The 16,573-nt window shown below is 55.8% G+C and carries 11 protein-coding genes; 7 read left to right on the top strand and 4 right to left on the bottom strand.

Annotated elements, in window-relative coordinates:
• Positions 1-14: 14 nt before the first annotated feature.
• Positions 15-524 (bottom strand): histidine phosphatase family protein, encoded by a 510-nt coding sequence (locus R2A130_RS03085; protein ID WP_083804165.1) that lies wholly within the window; start codon positions 522-524, stop codon positions 15-17.
• Positions 525-739: 215 nt separating this feature from the next.
• Between R2A130_RS03085 and dksA the strand changes: the two genes are divergently transcribed.
• Positions 740-1,153, top strand: a complete 414-nt coding sequence (gene dksA, locus R2A130_RS03080; protein WP_009463553.1) for an RNA polymerase-binding protein DksA — start codon at positions 740-742, stop codon at positions 1,151-1,153.
• 71 nt (positions 1,154-1,224) lie between these two features.
• Here the strand turns inward: dksA and R2A130_RS19085 are convergent, their stop codons facing one another.
• Entirely contained in the window at positions 1,225-1,785 is a 561-nt protein-coding gene (locus tag R2A130_RS19085; RefSeq protein ID WP_009463552.1) for a flagellar biosynthetic protein FliO, read from the bottom strand.
• Between the two features lie 112 nt (positions 1,786-1,897).
• Here R2A130_RS19085 and cckA point away from each other — a divergent pair, with 112 nt between their 5' ends.
• Positions 1,898-4,690, top strand: coding sequence for a cell cycle histidine kinase CckA (gene cckA, locus R2A130_RS03070; RefSeq protein ID WP_371179358.1), 2,793 nt, complete (start codon positions 1,898-1,900; stop codon positions 4,688-4,690).
• 124 nt (positions 4,691-4,814) lie between these two features.
• Here the strand turns inward: cckA and R2A130_RS03065 are convergent, their stop codons facing one another.
• Positions 4,815-8,057: a ribonuclease E/G gene (locus R2A130_RS03065; protein WP_009463550.1), complete on the bottom strand. Its 3,243-nt coding sequence runs from the start codon at positions 8,055-8,057 to the stop codon at positions 4,815-4,817.
• 80 nt (positions 8,058-8,137) lie between these two features.
• Here R2A130_RS03065 and R2A130_RS03060 point away from each other — a divergent pair, with 80 nt between their 5' ends.
• The 5 genes from R2A130_RS03060 to gltX all read left to right on the top strand — a co-directional run bounded on the left by R2A130_RS03060 (position 8,138) and on the right by gltX (position 15,435).
• A complete protein-coding gene (locus tag R2A130_RS03060; protein ID WP_009463549.1) occupies positions 8,138-8,374 on the top strand; it encodes a hypothetical protein in 237 nt (78 codons plus the stop codon).
• Positions 8,375-8,801: 427 nt separating this feature from the next.
• On the top strand, positions 8,802-10,025 hold the full coding sequence (locus R2A130_RS03050; RefSeq protein ID WP_040304594.1) for an N-acetylmuramoyl-L-alanine amidase: 1,224 nt from the start codon (positions 8,802-8,804) through the stop codon (positions 10,023-10,025).
• Between the two features lie 205 nt (positions 10,026-10,230).
• Positions 10,231-12,708: a penicillin-binding protein 1A gene (locus R2A130_RS03040; RefSeq protein ID WP_040304803.1), complete on the top strand. Its 2,478-nt coding sequence runs from the start codon at positions 10,231-10,233 to the stop codon at positions 12,706-12,708.
• Positions 12,709-12,813: 105 nt separating this feature from the next.
• Entirely contained in the window at positions 12,814-14,037 is a 1,224-nt protein-coding gene (locus R2A130_RS03035; RefSeq protein WP_009463542.1) for an MFS transporter, read from the top strand.
• 21 nt (positions 14,038-14,058) lie between these two features.
• On the top strand, positions 14,059-15,435 hold the full coding sequence (gltX, locus tag R2A130_RS03030) for a glutamate--tRNA ligase (protein ID WP_009463540.1): 1,377 nt from the start codon (positions 14,059-14,061) through the stop codon (positions 15,433-15,435).
• Here the strand turns inward: gltX and R2A130_RS03025 are convergent.
• Entirely contained in the window at positions 15,398-16,570 is a 1,173-nt protein-coding gene (locus tag R2A130_RS03025; protein ID WP_009463538.1) for a DUF2865 domain-containing protein, read from the bottom strand. The two genes, gltX and R2A130_RS03025, sit on opposite strands and share 38 nt — an antisense overlap.
• Positions 16,571-16,573 lie beyond the last annotated feature (3 nt).

Here is a 16,573-nt window from a genome sequence, read left to right as displayed (position 1 = left end):
CTGCGACCTCCGGCTTACGTCGTTTCCAGAGATTTGGCCGTCACGAAATTGGTCAGCTCAGCAGATGATCTGCCAAGTGCCGACCAAGCCCCATCGAATTTCAAAATCGAAAGCGCTGATGTTGGGTAGCCTTGGACCGCAAGTGTTGTGGCCTCCAACGAACCGGGTGTTGCAAGATAACGCACCAGTTCATCGCAAGTGGGATTGTGGCCAACGAGAAGCAGGCTCTCAACTTTTGTCGCCCAGATTTCTGACAGATATGTATCGACGCTCCCCGCATAGATCGCTTCGACGTAGTCGATCGATGCTTCGCCGAGTGCGGGGGCGATTCGCGCTACTGTCTCTCTGGTTCTGGCAGATATCGATGCTACGACCCGCGCCGGGGCGATGCCTTGCTGTTGCATCCAAGATTGCAGCATCTCGCACTGCTTGCGTCCACGCCCGTTAAGCGGGCGTTCGATATCCGCAACTCCGGGCTGTGCCCAGGATGATTTCGCGTGCCTAAGGATAAAAAGTGTCTTCATCGTCAAGACCTAAGGCGAAGTTAGCCAACTGCCAAGCGGAACGGTGCTCTGTGTTGGGTTTTCTACAATGGTGAATGCGGGAAGCGGCCTCGTTGTATGGCGAACCAGTGGCCTTGATGTGGAATGAAGTGGTGCGTATACGAGCTTCAACACTCCGCGGGGCAGGGGCTTATCAAGCCGAACAACCGGGGTAGTGCTTTGGAGGGAGACCAAGAATGTCAGCACTTCTCAAGGACTATACGCCTACTGAATCTGAGAAATTCATGAATGCGCAGCAGCAAGCTTATTTTCGCGACAAACTTTTGGCGTGGAAAATAGATTTGCAGAGCGAGGCGGCTACTACGGTTGAAACGCTTCAGGAGCATAATCTGAATGCGCCTGATCTCAACGATCGTGCGTCGTCGGAATCTGACCGTTCTATCGAACTGCGAGCCCGTGACCGTCAGCGCAAGCTCATCACCAAAATCGATCAAGCGCTTAAGCGTATCGAAGATGGTGAGTACGGTTTCTGCCAAATTTCAGGTGAGCCAATCAGCTTACAACGTTTGGAAGCCCGGCCTATCGCCACGATGTCGCTTGAAGCTCAGGAACGCCACGAACGCCGCGAGAAAGTCTACCGCGACGATTAAGCTTGATCTTTAGATGTCTAGATAAATTCAGAGGCGGCCCTTCGGGTCGCCTCTTTTTTTGCCGTCTGCGATTATGAGCGTGTCGCTGTTACATCGCCTGAAGCTGGCTTCTCTGTTGCGCTGTCCATTGTAACCGTTGGCTCGGTCCGAACAGGCTGTGCACTTGGTGCTGGACGTTGAGGTGCCGCGATTGGGGCCGGACTTGCTGCAGGCGGTGTTGGTTTTGGCGCTGCCACAGGTTTTGGTTCTTCCACTGCTTTCACAGGCGCAGGTTTTGCTGGTGCTGGATCAGGCGCTGCGGGCTTGGAAGCTGTTTTGCCGGATTGAGCCTGCGGGCGCTGACGAATATCTGATTCGATGACGAGGTCGTTTCCGCCGCCAATCATAATCAAATGTTCCACATCATCACGACGCACCAAAACGATGCGGCGACGGTCATCGACCTGCGCTGCATCTGTAATCGCCAAACGTGCCTGTTTGCTGCGGCGACCACCTGCCAAACGCGGTGTCCGCACAAGCTTCATCACAAGCCAAAGGATGAGCAGCGCAACGAGAACCACGCCCAAAAGTGCAATCCAATTGGCGGTTGCCGGGTCAATGCCCGCAACAGGGGCGTCAAAAAATTCGATCATCGCGACAGGTCCATATTCGTTCGTTGAGGCTGGAAACAACAACCGGCCCAATGTTGCGCGGCACAGTGTCCATGCCGCGTTGTTCCGTCAAGTTTTACAGATACCTATACTCATGAACACCAAGGCTTTTGTTCGGCGGCACGATGTGATTCAAACGCGCAAACGCGCGCGGGGAACTGGCCAGATGAATCAAACGTCCCAGACGGACCTACAGCTAACCGATAAAGGCGTTGTCGGTGACGAAAAACCCGACCCGCAAGCTCCGCTGATTGATCGCGCTGAACGGGTCAACAGCGTTACGCGCCTTTTAGTGGTGGGGCTCGTGCTGCTGGGCTTCATGGGGCTTTTCACTATTCTGCCTGACGAGATGGCGCGCCGCGCAACGCTCATTATTTTGGGTCTGCTCGCTATGGTGGGCGTGTTCTTTGTGTTCTCGCTTGCGATTGGCTGGGTGCATCTTTCGTCACGTACGCGTGGCGACACATTCGCCAAATCGTTTCTGGATGGCTTGAGCCACGGCGCTGTGGTGATCGATTGGAATGGGCGGATTGTTTACGCCAACCATTCATATGGCGATATGACGGGGGCCACCAAAGCCAGTGACGTGGCGACTGTGGAACGGGTGTTTGCTCATTCGGATGAAGCTTCCGAGATCGTTTACCGCATGAACCAGAAGGTGCGTGCCGGCGAAACAGTGACAGAAGAATTCCGAATGATCCGCGATATTCGTGATCGTGATGCCAGTGGCGAAGCGTTCGCTCCGCGCTGGTATCGACTGACCGTCCGGCCGCAGGACCATGAAGACCACAAGCGACCATTGCTTGTTTGGGAAATCAGCGATGTCACGCAGGAACGTGCGCGACAGGAGAGTGTCTTTCAAGAACTCCAACATGCAATTGATTATCTCGATCATGCGCCAGCAGGTTTCTTCTCTGCCGGTGCTGATGGCGGCATCGTCTACCTTAATGCGACGTTGGCTGACTGGCTGGGAATTGATCTTGCACAGTTCAAGCCGGGGAGCATTTCAGTCTCCGAGTTGATTCTGGGTGATGGCGCGGCACTGCTTGGGTCGCTTGAAGTCGAACCTGGCGAAAGTGGCACCTCTGTTGTTGATCTCGATCTGGCACGTTCCAACGGCCAAAGCTTGCCAGTGCGCCTCTATCATAAAGTGCCTTACTCTCAGGACGGCGCGCCGGGCGCGACCCGGACGCTTGTTCTCAACCGCAGTGCCGGTGAGGGAATTTCAGAAGAGTTGCGCGCAGCGGAGGTGCGCTTCACGCGCTTCTTCAACAATACGCCCATCGCGATTGCGTCCTTTGCAGAAGACGGATCAATGGTGCAGTCCAACGCTCCATTCCAAAGGTTGTTTGCGCCTGTTCTCGCTGCCGCAAAGCGCCACCGCAAGGATGGCATCACCATTGATCAGCTGTGTGGAGAAAACGAGCGTGATGCCCTCCTGCTGGCCATGCAGGCGGCAAACGATGGCAAAGGCGAAATCGCCCATGTTGATTCAACATTACCATCCGTCGTCTCGAACCTGACGGGGGAGGAGGCCTCTGTTCGCTACCTGTTGTCTGCGGTTGCAGATGGCGAAGCTTCAGACGATGCAACTGGCACCAAGAGTGAGCGGGCTATCCTCTACGCGATCGATATGACCGAGCAAAAAGAGCTCGAGCGCCAGATGGCGCAAACGCAGAAGATGACTGCTGTCGGTCAGCTTGCTGGTGGTATTGCGCACGATTTCAACAACGTGCTGACCGCGATCATCGGCTTCTCCGATCTGCTGTTGGCGAATCATAGACCTTCAGACCCGTCGTTTCCCGACATCATGCAGATAAAGCAGAATGCTAACCGCGCAGCGGTGTTGGTTCGGCAACTGTTGGCATTCAGCCGTCGTCAGACATTGCGACCGCAGACGCTTTCTGTCCCTGATGTGCTATCGGACTTGCGCTTGCTGCTTGAGCGCTTGGTCGGTGACAAGATCAAACTGGACATGAAACATGGCCGCGATCTTTGGAATCTGAAGGCCGATATCGGCCAGTTCGAGCAGGTTGTCGTGAACCTGTGCGTGAACGCGCGCGATGCGATCAACGATACGCCACAAGGTCATGCCGGTGGTGGAGGGGCAGTCACCGTATCCACCCGCAACATGTTGGCCGAGGAAGTGAAGCCGGGAGTTTTTCACAAGGAGCTTCCGGCTGCGGACTACGTGGTCATCGAAGTGTCAGATACGGGCACCGGCATGTCGCCCGAAGTGATGCAAAAGATCTTTGATCCGTTCTTCTCCACAAAGGATGTGGGCAAGGGCACCGGCCTTGGCCTTTCTACGGTTTACGGCATCATTAAACAGTCCGGCGGCTATATTTTCCCTGAATCCGAAGTCGGGCAGGGCACCACCTTTGCAATCTACCTTCCTCGTCACGAGACGACTGCCGCAGAAGCGCAGGAAGCTATTGAAGAGGCCAAATCCAAAAAAGACGAAGGCAAACGCGATCTTGCCGGTAGGGCGACGATCGTCTTCGTTGAAGACGAGGATTCTGTGCGGGCCGTCGGTTGCCGGACGTTGCAGGCCCGGGGCTATACCGTACACGAAGCTGAAAATGGCGTCGAAGCCTTGGAGTTGTTGGAAGAGTATGGCGACGAGGTCACCCTCGTGGTGTCCGACGTTGTGATGCCGGAAATGGATGGTCCGACACTCCTCTCGGAAGTCCGAAAGCTCGGCAATTCGGTGCCATTCATCTTTGCGTCTGGCTATGCGGAAGATGCGTTCGAGAAGAATCTGCCAGAGAGCGAACACGGCAAGTTCGGTTTCATTCCCAAGCCATACTCGCTGAAACAGTTGGCGACCGCTGTGAAGGAGCAATTGGATGGTGAAGTTGGTCCTCGTGGTGATCTCATGGATTAATCGACTTCCGGCTGAATTCCGGTGGGTTGATAGAGATTATAAGGGCTGGTCTTTTGATAGCAGACAAAAAAGAGGCGCCGGATTGTTCGATCCGGCGCCTCTTTCGTTTCAATGTGGCGTTCCTCTAAAAGAACTTACGCTGCCACCAACCACTCTTTTTGGGCGTATCGTCTTCAGGTGCCTCAGCTGTGGCCGCAGGAGGTTCTACTGATGCGGTTTCGGTTGCCAATGCGGCTTCCTCAGCAGTATCAATAGGAGCTTTGAGGCGAGACGTTCTGCGCGCAGGCTTGGCAGGTTCGGCTTCAGCAGGTGGTGCCTCTGCAACAGCCTCTTCGCTTACTGCCTCCGTTGCCACTTCGGCTACAGGTGCTTTTCTCGTGCGACGGCCAGTTGGCTTTGGGACGTCCTCTTCCGTTGACGCATCCTCTGCTGCTGTGTTCTCGGTGACCGCTTGACCTTCAGATGCTGTCTCAGCTTCGGCCTTTGGTTTCCGGCGTGAGCGTTTGGTGCGGGCAGGGCGCTGAGGCGCCTCACCTTCATCATCTGATGTCGGTTCGGACTGCGCTTCCGCGTCACCGCTTTGGGCGTTAGCACCTTCTTCGGAGGCTTTCGCTTCACCATTTTCATCACGATTGTCATCGCGACCACGGCCACCACGACGGCGGCGGCGACGGCGTTTTTTGCCTGTTCCTTCGCCATCTTCGTTGCGTTCTGTCGCAGGTTGTTCGTCCGAGGGCGTTTCAGCAACAGCGTTTCCGGTGTCGTCATCAGCCTGCACTTCGATTGTGTCCGGATGGACAGCGGTATCGGCGACTGGTGTGCGGTTGGACAATTCGCCCTTTTCGATAGCGCACGGCGTGTTGCCGAGGCTTTCATCGGTGGCGACAGTGATGGCCACACCAAACCGGGCTTCGAGATCCGAAAGGTTATCGCGCTTACCGTTCAGCATGTAGAGCGCGGTTGCGCTGCTGACCTTTACGGTGAGATCGTTGGCGGACGAGCGGTTAAGATGCTCTTCGACTGCGCGAAGCACGGACAACACGACTGACGACGACGAGCGTACATGACCAAGGCCTTCGCACATTGTGCAAATCTGAGTCGTGCTTTCCAACACCGAAGCGCGAATGCGTTGGCGTGACATTTCCATAAGACCGAAATGTGAAATACGGCCAACCTGAATACGGGCACGGTCTTGTTTCAGTGCGTCTTTCAGACGTTTTTCAACAGCACGAACATTGCGGCGGTCATCCATATCGATGAAGTCGATGACGATGAGGCCCGCAAGGTCACGCAAGCGAAGCTGTCGGGCAACTTCATCTGCGGCTTCGAGGTTCGTGTTGACTGCCGTTTCTTCAACGGAGTGCTGGCGGGTTGAACGGCCAGAGTTCACGTCGATAGCAACGAGAGCTTCTGTCTGGTCAATGATGATGTAGCCGCCGGATTTCAGCGTCACCTGTGGTTGCAACATCGCGTCCAGCTGCGCTTCGACACCCATGCGGGCGAAGAGCGGGATGCGGTCACTGTAGAGTTTCACACGCTGGGCATGGCTCGGCATCAGCATCGACATGAAGTCGCGTGCTTCTTTGTAACCGGCCTCACCAGCGACCAGAATTTCACCCGTGTCATGGTCGTACAGATCGCGGATCGAGCGTTTAATAAGGCTGCCTTCCTCGTAAACGAGGCATGGTGCGGTCGATTCAAGCGTGAGCGTGCGAACGTTTTCCCACAGGCGCATCAGGTACTCGAAATCGCGCTCGACGTCGGTACGTTCGCGGCTTGCGCCTGCTGTGCGCAGGATCACGCCCATGCCCTGCGGCACTTCAAGGCTGGTTGCGATGGACTTCAGACGCTTGCGGTCGGCAGAGTTTGTGATCTTGCGCGAGATACCGCCACCGCGTGCGGTGTTTGGCATCAGCACAGAATAACGGCCGGCGAGCGAAAGATATGTGGTGAGCGCTGCGCCCTTGTTGCCGCGCTCTTCTTTGACAACCTGCACCAGGAGAATCTGGCGGCGCTTGATCACTTCTTGGATTTTGTAGTGACGGCGCGGTGCGCGACGGGCTGGAACTTCTTCCAAAGCGTCTTCCGGCGAACCGACCTCTTCTACAGGTGCGTCCGACGATGTTTCGTCTTCCGATCCGTTGTTTTCTCCGCGGCGACCACGTGAGCGGCCACCACGGCCGCGACCACGACCACGGCGGGAGCGAGGCTTTTCTTCCGCATCAGAATCATCACCATCGGAAGCTTCAGCTACAGCTTCGTCATCTGTTGTGGCTTCGTCGTTGGACGCTTCTGCTGCAGCAGATTTCCGGCTGCGGCGGCGCCGTGGTTTGGTTTCCTGCGCTGTTTCATCGTCGCCAGTTTCGGTCGTTGCCTCTTCTGCAACTGCCTCGTCTGGTGTTGCTTTCTTGGTTCGCGATGTGCGGCGACGCTTGGGCTTATCTTCGGCCTCAGCGTCTGCTGCGGGTTCCGCTGCTACATCAGCAGTTTCTTCGCTGACTTCAGGTTCTGCTTTTTTACGCGATGTGCGGCGGCGCTTTGGTTTTTCTTCGGCAGCATCTGCTTCAGGAGCTGCTTCTGCCTGCACGTCGGCGGCTGTGTCTTCAGCCACCACTTTTTTACGCGGCGCACGACGTCGCTTCGGCTTCTCTTCAGTTTCAGCTTCTGAAGCTTCTGTTGTCTCCGTTGTTTCTTCGGTGGCAACAGGGGCTTTGCGAGTTGTGCGACGGCGCTTTGGCTTTTCAGCTTCGTCAGCGGTCGGCGCTTCAGCTTCTTCGGCTGCAGCTTTTTTCTTTGGCGCAGCGCGTTTGCGCTTTGGCTTTTCTGCAGGCGCAGCTTCTTCCGATACGACATCTTCGCCTTCGTTGTCGGCGTTCAGCTCGGCGTCGGAGTCATCTGATTCTTCGCTCGTCTCTTCGTTGCGTGGTGAACGGCGACGTGAGCGGCGTTTGCGTGTCTTGGGCGCAGCTTCGACTTCGTTATCGTCAGAATCGCTATCATTATCGTCGTCGGACTGGTCGTCCTGCTGGTCGATAGCGGCATCAGCTTCGGCTTCACGGGCGGCGTGGTTGCGCGCGTCTTCTGCCTCGGCATCAATCAATGCCTGACGGTCAGCTACGGGAATTTGATAGTAGTCTGGGTGCACTTCGCTGAAAGCGAGGAAACCATGGCGGTTGCCGCCATAATCGACGAAAGCTGCCTGAAGCGATGGCTCTACACGCGTGACTTTGGCGAGATAGATGTTACCGCGAATTTGCGTCTTGTGCTCCGACTCGAAGTCGAATTCGGCAACCTGGTTACCCTTGACGATCGCGACCCGGGTTTCTTCCGGGTGGCCCGCATCTATGAGCATCTTGTTGTTTGCCATTGGAATGTCTTTCCGCAGGTCTCCACCGTCGCGCCAAAGACCTTAATCCGTCGATCAGTAAAGTTCGCGGGAGGTCGCTGATGGTATGGGGTGATCTGCTATGTTCGAAACCGCTTGGGTCGGCTGCACTTGGCAAGACCAACGGTTGCCCACTGGAGGTCGACGTCGGGCAAGGCATCGAGAATGCAGCAGCGCCTAGCGTGGCAAGATTTATCCTGCCGGGCGTTATGTGCGTCGATGTGCCGGTCGTTTCCATGATGTGGAGCGGTTTCCGCCATGTTGAGATCTGCAAGGCACATGCCCGGCAGGATCGGTGATTGCGCGGGTGACCACGCGTTTGCCCCTTGGCCAAATATGATGGCGAGGGCTGTTGCTTCGCGCGATCTGCTCTCCAGGGGTGCTGGAACGCGGCAGCCGCGCAAATTCGAATCTTCCGGCCAGAAGTTTTTGTTCAAGAATCAACAGGACAGTCAGCTGCAATAATGCCGCCAAACACTCGGCAAAGCGTTCATTCGGTCAAGCGTTTCGATGTGGGGTGCAGTCCGCAACCCGTATGCGCATCGAACGTAGCTTGCGGCCCCAATGCCCGCAGTTCCGTTCCCGCAGGATCCATATAACTGGTCCGTTGGCCGTGTTTAAGACTTAGGCACGCATCTATGAAAACACAAGTCGTGTTGTAACAGTACAACGAGAGCGTGATCAGCGTTTAATGTTGCGCTGCAATTCGTTGACGCACCATTAACCATGTTTCATGCACCGTGCATTATGTTGTTCCGTTCTGCATTCGCGTTGATCCTGACGCTGTGCCTGCTTTTTGGCGGGGGCGGGCGTATTGCTGCGCTTGCAGCGCAAGAAACCGCGCCTGAACCGGCCATCGCTTTTGCCGCGCGTGTTGTGGGTGACAAAACGCGGACGCGTCTGATTGTCGATTTTAATCGTGACGTCGAATTCGAGACGTGGTTTCTGGCAGAACCTGCGCGCCTTGTGATCACGTTGCCGCCGACGTTGTTTTCCATTGAAACGGAAGGGCGCAAACTCCCCGACTCCCTTGTGTCCGGTATTTCCTTTGGTGCGGCAGATGCAAACCGCAGTCAGGTTGTGCTTGCGCTTTCCGGCCCCGCAAGCGTTCGAAACGCTCAATTGCGTCTGGTCGTTGGTGAAGACCGCAGCAGGCTTATCGTCGAACTGGTGAAAAGTGACCCGAAGAGTTTTGCCGCTTCCGTTCGCAAGCCGGAAGAGGAAAAACCTGTTGTCGCGGTGAAGCCACCTGAAGAACAGCGGAAGTTCGTCGTTGTGGTCGATCCCGGCCATGGCGGTGTTGACGGTGGTGCTACCGGCCGTGGCGGCACCAACGAAAAAGAGATCACGCTTCAATTCGCCATGCTGATGCGTGAGGCGTTCAAAAAAGACGACCGCTATCAAATTATGCTGACCCGCGATGATGACAGTTTCGTTTCTCTCGATGATCGCGTGGCATTTGCGCGTCGTCATCATGCGGACCTGTTCATTTCACTGCATGCAGATTCGTTGCGCCAGCGGTCCATTCGTGGCGCAACCATCTACACCTTGTCAGAAGAGGGATCGGATACGTTGTCGCGAATCTTAGCCCGCAAGCAAAATCGCGCTGACCTCATGGCTGGTATGGAACTGCCGAAGGTGAAGCCCGGCGTGGCCGACATTCTGATAGATCTTACGCGGCGTGAAACGGAAGTCTATTCCGTACGGCTGGCGCGCAAAATGGTGGACAGCATGCAGGATGAGATCAAACTGATCCGTAACCCGCACCGTCACGCCGATTTTGCTGTGCTGCGCGCACCGGAAGTGCCGTCGATTTTGCTGGAGATGGGGTATCTGTCTAACGCTGAAGACGAGCGGTTGATGGCGTCACCCAAGTGGCAGGCGAAAGCCGTGATTGCGCTTAAAAAAGCGGTCGACAAATTCTTTGCCCCACGGTTTGCAATGCGATGACCGGGGCGATGAACTGCACGGTGCAAAATTACAACAACACATACGCATTTGGCGTGTGGCAAGATTTGCCACACTACGCTCCGATTTCTATCGCTAAAGCAGGGTCGAGCTGGTGCGGCGAAAGCCGGTTCAGGGCAGGGCGTATGCCTGACGATTTGTTTGGTGCAGCAGTGCTGCGCTGGAACCGCGAAAAGAGAATGACATGATTTTACGGCTGTTCGGATATTTGTTCGGCATTGGCACCGTTTTGCTGCTTGTGGGCGCAGCTATGGTGTTTCTCTACGCGAAAGATCTCGAAGCCGAGCTTCCCGACTATGAAGTTTTGAGCCGCTACGAGCCGCCGGTGACCACGCGCATTCACGCTGCTGACGGTGGTCTGATGGCTGAGTACGCCCGCGAGCGTCGGCTGTATCTTCCCATTCAAGCGATCCCGGACCTATTGAAACAGGCGTTCATTTCTGCGGAAGACAAGAACTTCTACCGCCATGGTGGCGTCGACTTTCTCGCTCTTGGCAACGCTGCTTTTGCGTATGGCGAGGCAAAGCTTTCAGGTCGTGATGCCCGCGCTCGTGGCGCTTCGACAATCACGCAGCAGGTTGCGAAGAACTTCCTGCTTACGAGCGACCGCACCGCTGACCGTAAGATCAAAGAGGCAATGCTAGCCTTCCGCATTGAGGAAGCATATTCGAAAGAGAAGATCCTTGAACTCTACCTGAACGAGATCTTCTTCGGTCTTGGCTCCTACGGTGTAGCAGGGGCATCGCTGGCCTATTTCGACAAGTCCGTTGGTGATCTCGACGTTCACGAAGTCGCCTATCTGGCTTCGCTTCCCAAAGCGCCGAACAACTATCACCCGTTCCGCCACACGGACCGTGCCATCGAGCGCCGCAACTGGGTGATCGGTCGTATGGCGATCAACGGTTACATCACGGACGCACAGGCCAGCGAGGCGCAGGCCAAGACACTCGGCGTTCGTACAGAGCGGAAGAACACTTTCGTTGCCAGCGGCGAATATTTCTCAGAAGAAGTGCGTCGTGAGATCATCGACCGTTACGGCAACGATGCGCTGTATGAAGGTGGTCTTTCGATCAGAACCACGCTTGAGCCGGACATGCAGGCAAAAGCGAAAGCTGCTCTTTCCAGAGGTTTGCTGACCTATGACCGCAAACGCGGCTATCACGGTGCATTCGATACGCTGACGCCGGAAGAAATAGCGGATGACTGGGGCAAGGCGCTGATTGAGAAGAAGGCTCTGCGGGACCGCCCTGAATGGACGCAAGCCGTTGTTTTGGACGTGAACGAAAGCACCGCCCGCATCGGCATCCGCCCTGAGCGATTGATCAATCAGGGTATTTCCGACGAACGCGCGGAAGGCTCAATCATTTTTGAAGACGCTCAATGGGCACGCAAACTGACGAACCGCGAAGGCGGCAAGAGAACGTCCGGTAAGGCGGAAACTTTTGCAGACGTTCTGAAGCCTGGCGACGTCATTCACGTCAGCAACAAAGATGGCCGTTGGGTGCTGGAACAGGTGCCAGAAGTCGGTGGCGCATTGGTCGCGATGGACCCCCACACTGGCCGCGTGTTGGCACTGGCTGGTGGCTTTTCTTTTTACGATTCACAGTTCAATCGAGCGACGCAGGCAAACCGCCAGCCGGGTTCCTCGTTTAAGCCCTTCGTTTATGCGGCGGCTTTGGACAATGGTTACACTCCTTCATCGGTAGTGCTGGACGGTCCGTTCAAGAAGGACCAAGGTGGTACGCTGGGTGTTTGGGAACCCAAGAACTACGGCGGCAAATATGCCGGCCCATCAACGCTTCGTCGCGGTATCGAGAAATCTCGCAACCTGATGACTGTGCGCCTGGCCAATGACATGGGCATGCCGCTTATCTCAGAATATGCCAAGCGCTTCGGCATCTATGACAAAGATATTCGCGGTCTCGCATCATCGCTTGGTTCGCGCGAAACAACTGTTCTTAAGATGGTCACAGCCTATTCGGTGTTGGCCAATGGCGGCAAAAGCATCAAACCTTCGCTGATTGACCGCATTCAGGACCGTTACGGGAAAACCATCTACCGCCACGAAGAACGCACCTGCGAAGCTTGCCAAGCGGAAAAGTGGGACGGGCAAGCCGAACCTGCACTGATCGACAATCGCGATCAGGTTCTCGACCCGATGACTGCGTATCAAATCACCTCCATGATGGAAGGAGTCGTCCAGCGTGGTACAGCCACGTCCGTTGCTGCGCTCGGAGTGCCTATTGCCGGCAAAACCGGTACCACAAATGACGAAAAAGATGCTTGGTTCGTTGGCTATTCGCCGGACATGGTGGTGGGTGTCTTCGTCGGCTACGACCGGCCTGAACCAATGGGTAAAGGCAACACGGGGGGCGGTTTGGCTGCGCCCATCTTCACCGAGTTCATGCAGGCTTCCATGAGCCCAACTGCTGCTATCGATTTCCGCGTCCCCAACGGCATCAAGCTGTTTCCAATCAACGCAAAGACAGGTCTTTTGGCCCGCCCCGGGCAGCCCGGCGTTATCATGGAGGCGTTTAAGCCTGGCACCAAGCCGCCGAGCAAGCAGACCGTTATCGGCTTCAAAAGCGAGATGTTGCGTGGCCAGCTTCGCGTTAACAAGGAAGCGCAGGAAGCTGTTCAACAAGGAACGGGTGGCCTGTTTTAACAAGCCACTAGCGTAGCGCCAAAAGCGGGCATAGGGGAGAGGTATGAGCCTCTTTCAAATCCGCACGCGCATACAGACTTGCTTTCATAGCGAAGAAACCCTCGCATGAATTTTTACGCGCAAAATGCCCGCTGGCTCGTGGGTGGCTTTCTGCTGGCGATGTTTTCCGGCTTCGGCCAAACGTTCTACATTTCCATCTGGGGCGCTGAAATCCGTGAGGCTTTTGACCTGAGCCATGGCGGGTTCGGGCTGGTCTATCTGGTTGGAACTCTGGCCAGCGCGCTGACCATGCCGTTCGTTGGGCGTTTGGTGGATGTCACCAGCGTTGCGGTGACTGCCTCCATCGTGATCGTTTCGCTGGCGATTGCGGCTGCCTCCATGGCTGTCGTGCAGTCAGTTTGGCTACTTATCGTGACCATCTACCTTTTGCGCCTGTTCGGACAAGGTATGATGACTCATACGGCGATCACCGCCATGGGGCGCTGGTATTCGGCCAATCGCGGCAAGGCCGTATCGGTCGCCTCCATCGGTCATCAGTTTGCCGAGGGACTGGCACCACTCACCTTTGTATGGATCGCTGGGTGGTTGGGTTGGCGCGGCAGTTGGTTGGCCGCATCTGCTGTGCTGCTGTTCGTGGCGCTCCCAGTCATCGTGCTTTTAATGCGTGTAGAGCGTGTGCCGCAGTCTGCAACAGATGTGGACGGCTATGCGGTTGAGACGGGTCGACAATGGACACGAGCGGAAATGCTGCGCGATCCGCTCTTCTGGCTTGCCGGGTTGGGCATTTTCTCACCAGCGTTTATCGGTACGTCGATCTTCTTTCATCAGGATTATCTGATCGACCTGAACGGCTGGTCACGTACCAGCTACGACCTATCCTTCGCGGTCATGGCCATCATTACTGTCAGCATGTCGCTCCTCACCGGTTATGCGGTTGATCGTTTCAGCGCGGCGCGGTTGTTACCAATTTTTATGGCTCCGCTGGCGGCGGCTTGTTTCGTGTTGGGTTCTTTCACCAACCCAGCAACATTGTTTATTTTCATGGTCCTGTTGGGCTTATCCTACGGCATGACCTCAACCTTGTTCGGCTCCATCTGGCCGGAGGTCTATGGCACCCGCAATCTCGGTTCGTTGCGGTCGGTCACCGTGTCTTTGATGGTGTTCATGTCGGCCGCAGGCCCAGGTGCTACGGGTGCGTTAATCGATTATGGAATCCCGTTCACGACACAGCTGATATTTATGGGAATGTTCTGTTCGGTTTCTATCATTGCCATGTGGTTTGCATCGCAAGGATTCCTTGCAAGGCGCAGACCGGTTGCGCCTGCCTGATCGCTTGGCTACAGCCGCTACATGACCGATATTTCCACACCCATCGTCCGCTTTGCACCATCGCCCACCGGGCGCCTGCATGTGGGCAATATCCGCACCGCTTTGTTCAACAAGCTCTTCGCTCTCAAACATGGCGGCAACTTCGTGTTGCGCATGGACGATACCGATACCGAGCGCAGCACGTCTGAATTTGCCAAAGGCATCGAAGAAGACCTGCTTTGGCTTGGGGTCACGTGGGATCGAATGGAGCGGCAGTCGGACCGCACCGAACTCTACGATGCAGCGGCTTCCAAGCTGCGGGAAGCTGGTCTTCTATACGCCTGCTATGAAACTGCCGATGAGTTGGACCGTCGCCGCAAACGTCAGATGGCTCGTGGTCTGCCGCCAGTTTACGACCGTGCTGCGCTAAAACTGACGGATGAAGAACGCGCGGCCTTCGAAGCAGAGGGCCGAACCGCCCATTGGCGCTTCCTGCTTCCTAACCATAGCGGTGATCCGTTCGAGACCAAGCGCACCGAGGTGCATTTTCCCGACCTTATGCGAGGTGACCAGACCGTTGATCTCGCCTCAATGTCGGACCCTGTTCTTGTGCGAGGCGATGGCACTTATCTCTACACGTTGCCTTCCGTGGTGGACGACCTCGACATGGGCGTGACCCACGTTATTCGTGGTGCGGACCATATTGCCAATACAGGCGTCCAGATTGCGGTGATGGAGGCTTTGGGTGGCAATGCGCCAACCTTCGGCCACCACAATTTGTTGCAGGATGCATCCGGCGAAGGTCTGTCGAAGCGTAAAGGCGCTTTGTCTATCGCGAGCCTGCGGGAAAGCGGGTTGGAGCCGATGGCAGTTGCCAGTGTTGCTGCTTTGACCGGTACGTCAGCTGATGTTGAAGCGCTGTCTTCTTTAACTGCTTTGGCAGATGTGTTCGATCCATCGACCGTATCGAAGTCCAACTCGCGTTTCGAACCACGAGAGATTTCAGCACTGAACGAACAGATCCTGCACCAGATGCCTTACGCAGATGCCCAGCCCCGTTTGCAGGCACTTGGCTGCGATGAAGGACATGTCTTTTGGGAAACCGTGCGTGCCAATATGACCGTGCTTAACGATGTAAGCGACTGGGTACCTATCATTCGTGAAGGGTTTGACGGTGCGATTATCGACGATGATGATCGCGATTTCCTGATCACTGCCGCCAAGGCTCTTCCTGCTGCGCCTTGGGGTGATGATGTGTGGAAAGAGTGGACCACTGCGTTGAAGCAAGAGACAGGCCGCAAGGGTCGCGGACTTTTCATGCCGCTGCGCAAGGTACTGACCGGACTTGAACACGGTCCGGAACTTGCCCCGTTGTTATCGCTTATCGGTCGGGAAGAAACTCTTCGCCGACTACCCTGATCGGACGAATTTCGGCAGGTTTGACATCAGAATGGTTGTCGATATTCGCCAGCGTTTCTTCTGCTGCAACCTGAATGGGCTTTTCGTCACCTGAGATTGTCTGAACAGCTGCTGGTCGCCAGGATGGTCTTGCCCGCGTGCTGACCTGTTCGACTGCGAGTTTCTTCTTTTTCTTCAAAGCTTTTTTGTTGAACAGCGGTGTGGCTATCTGCGGCGCTTCGCGTTTCACCAGCCGGTGGTTGCACGAACAGTTCGGATCGAATTTCTGTTTGAACGCGAAAGCGCGGGGCATGGCAGCGTAGTCGGTGCCATCAGCGTAAGAAATAGACTGCGCCATGCTCTCGTTGCTGGCCCTGTGAAAATACAGTTGCATCTCACGGCCCGGGCATAAATCGGCACAGGCTTCTGCGTCTTTTTCAAGATTTTTGGTCCGCGTGGAAAAGCTCACAGGGAAGGCGTATCCATCGCAAGTTCGCACGCACAGTGAGCGGACTTTGGCCTTGCCGTAGCTGCTGATAGATGTCGTCTGCAGTTGTTTTTCTTCGACCGGTTTATCGCTGAATGTCTTGCGGACTGTTCGTTTGATGCGAACTCTCTTGCGCGATTGCACAGGCTCGCGGCCCAGGACCACGACTTTGCGCTCGGCCAACGGGGCGGACCGTGTGCTTCCGAACAGACGCTCCAAAATCGAAACTGGTTTCTTCTTGGCTGTGGTTGTGCCGCAGTTGTTGCGCTGGTGAAGTCGCTCCAACTGCTTTTTTCCCTTATCGGATTCCGCGCGCGTCAATCGGCGGTCCGAGGCGCGCTTTTGCCCGCGCAGTGTTGGGCAAGCTTTGTGTTGCCGGGGGCCAAAGAAGCTTGGTTGCGCCGTGCAGCCCAAAAGCTTCATGCGTTTGGACAGTCCCACGTTTTTGCGTTGTTCAGCCGATGCCACGCGGCCTGATGAGTAGGCTGCAAGTTCGCTTTCGATCTTCACGCAAATGTGGGATTTTGCTTCTGCACTGGCGATGAATCCGGGGGTAATTGAGAACGTCACCGCAGCCAAAACAGCCGCGCCTGCAGAGCGCAAACAGAACCGTTTTGAGTTAAGCTGCAAGGCCAAATGCACAAGTTCCGCTATCACGACCCGTGTCATACG

This window comes from Ahrensia sp. R2A130, assembly GCF_000179775.1.
Lineage (GTDB): Bacteria > Pseudomonadota > Alphaproteobacteria > Rhizobiales > Rhizobiaceae > Pseudahrensia.
The sequence above is the reverse complement of the archived record's forward strand: the minus strand, read 5'-3'. Positions and strand labels throughout refer to the sequence as shown.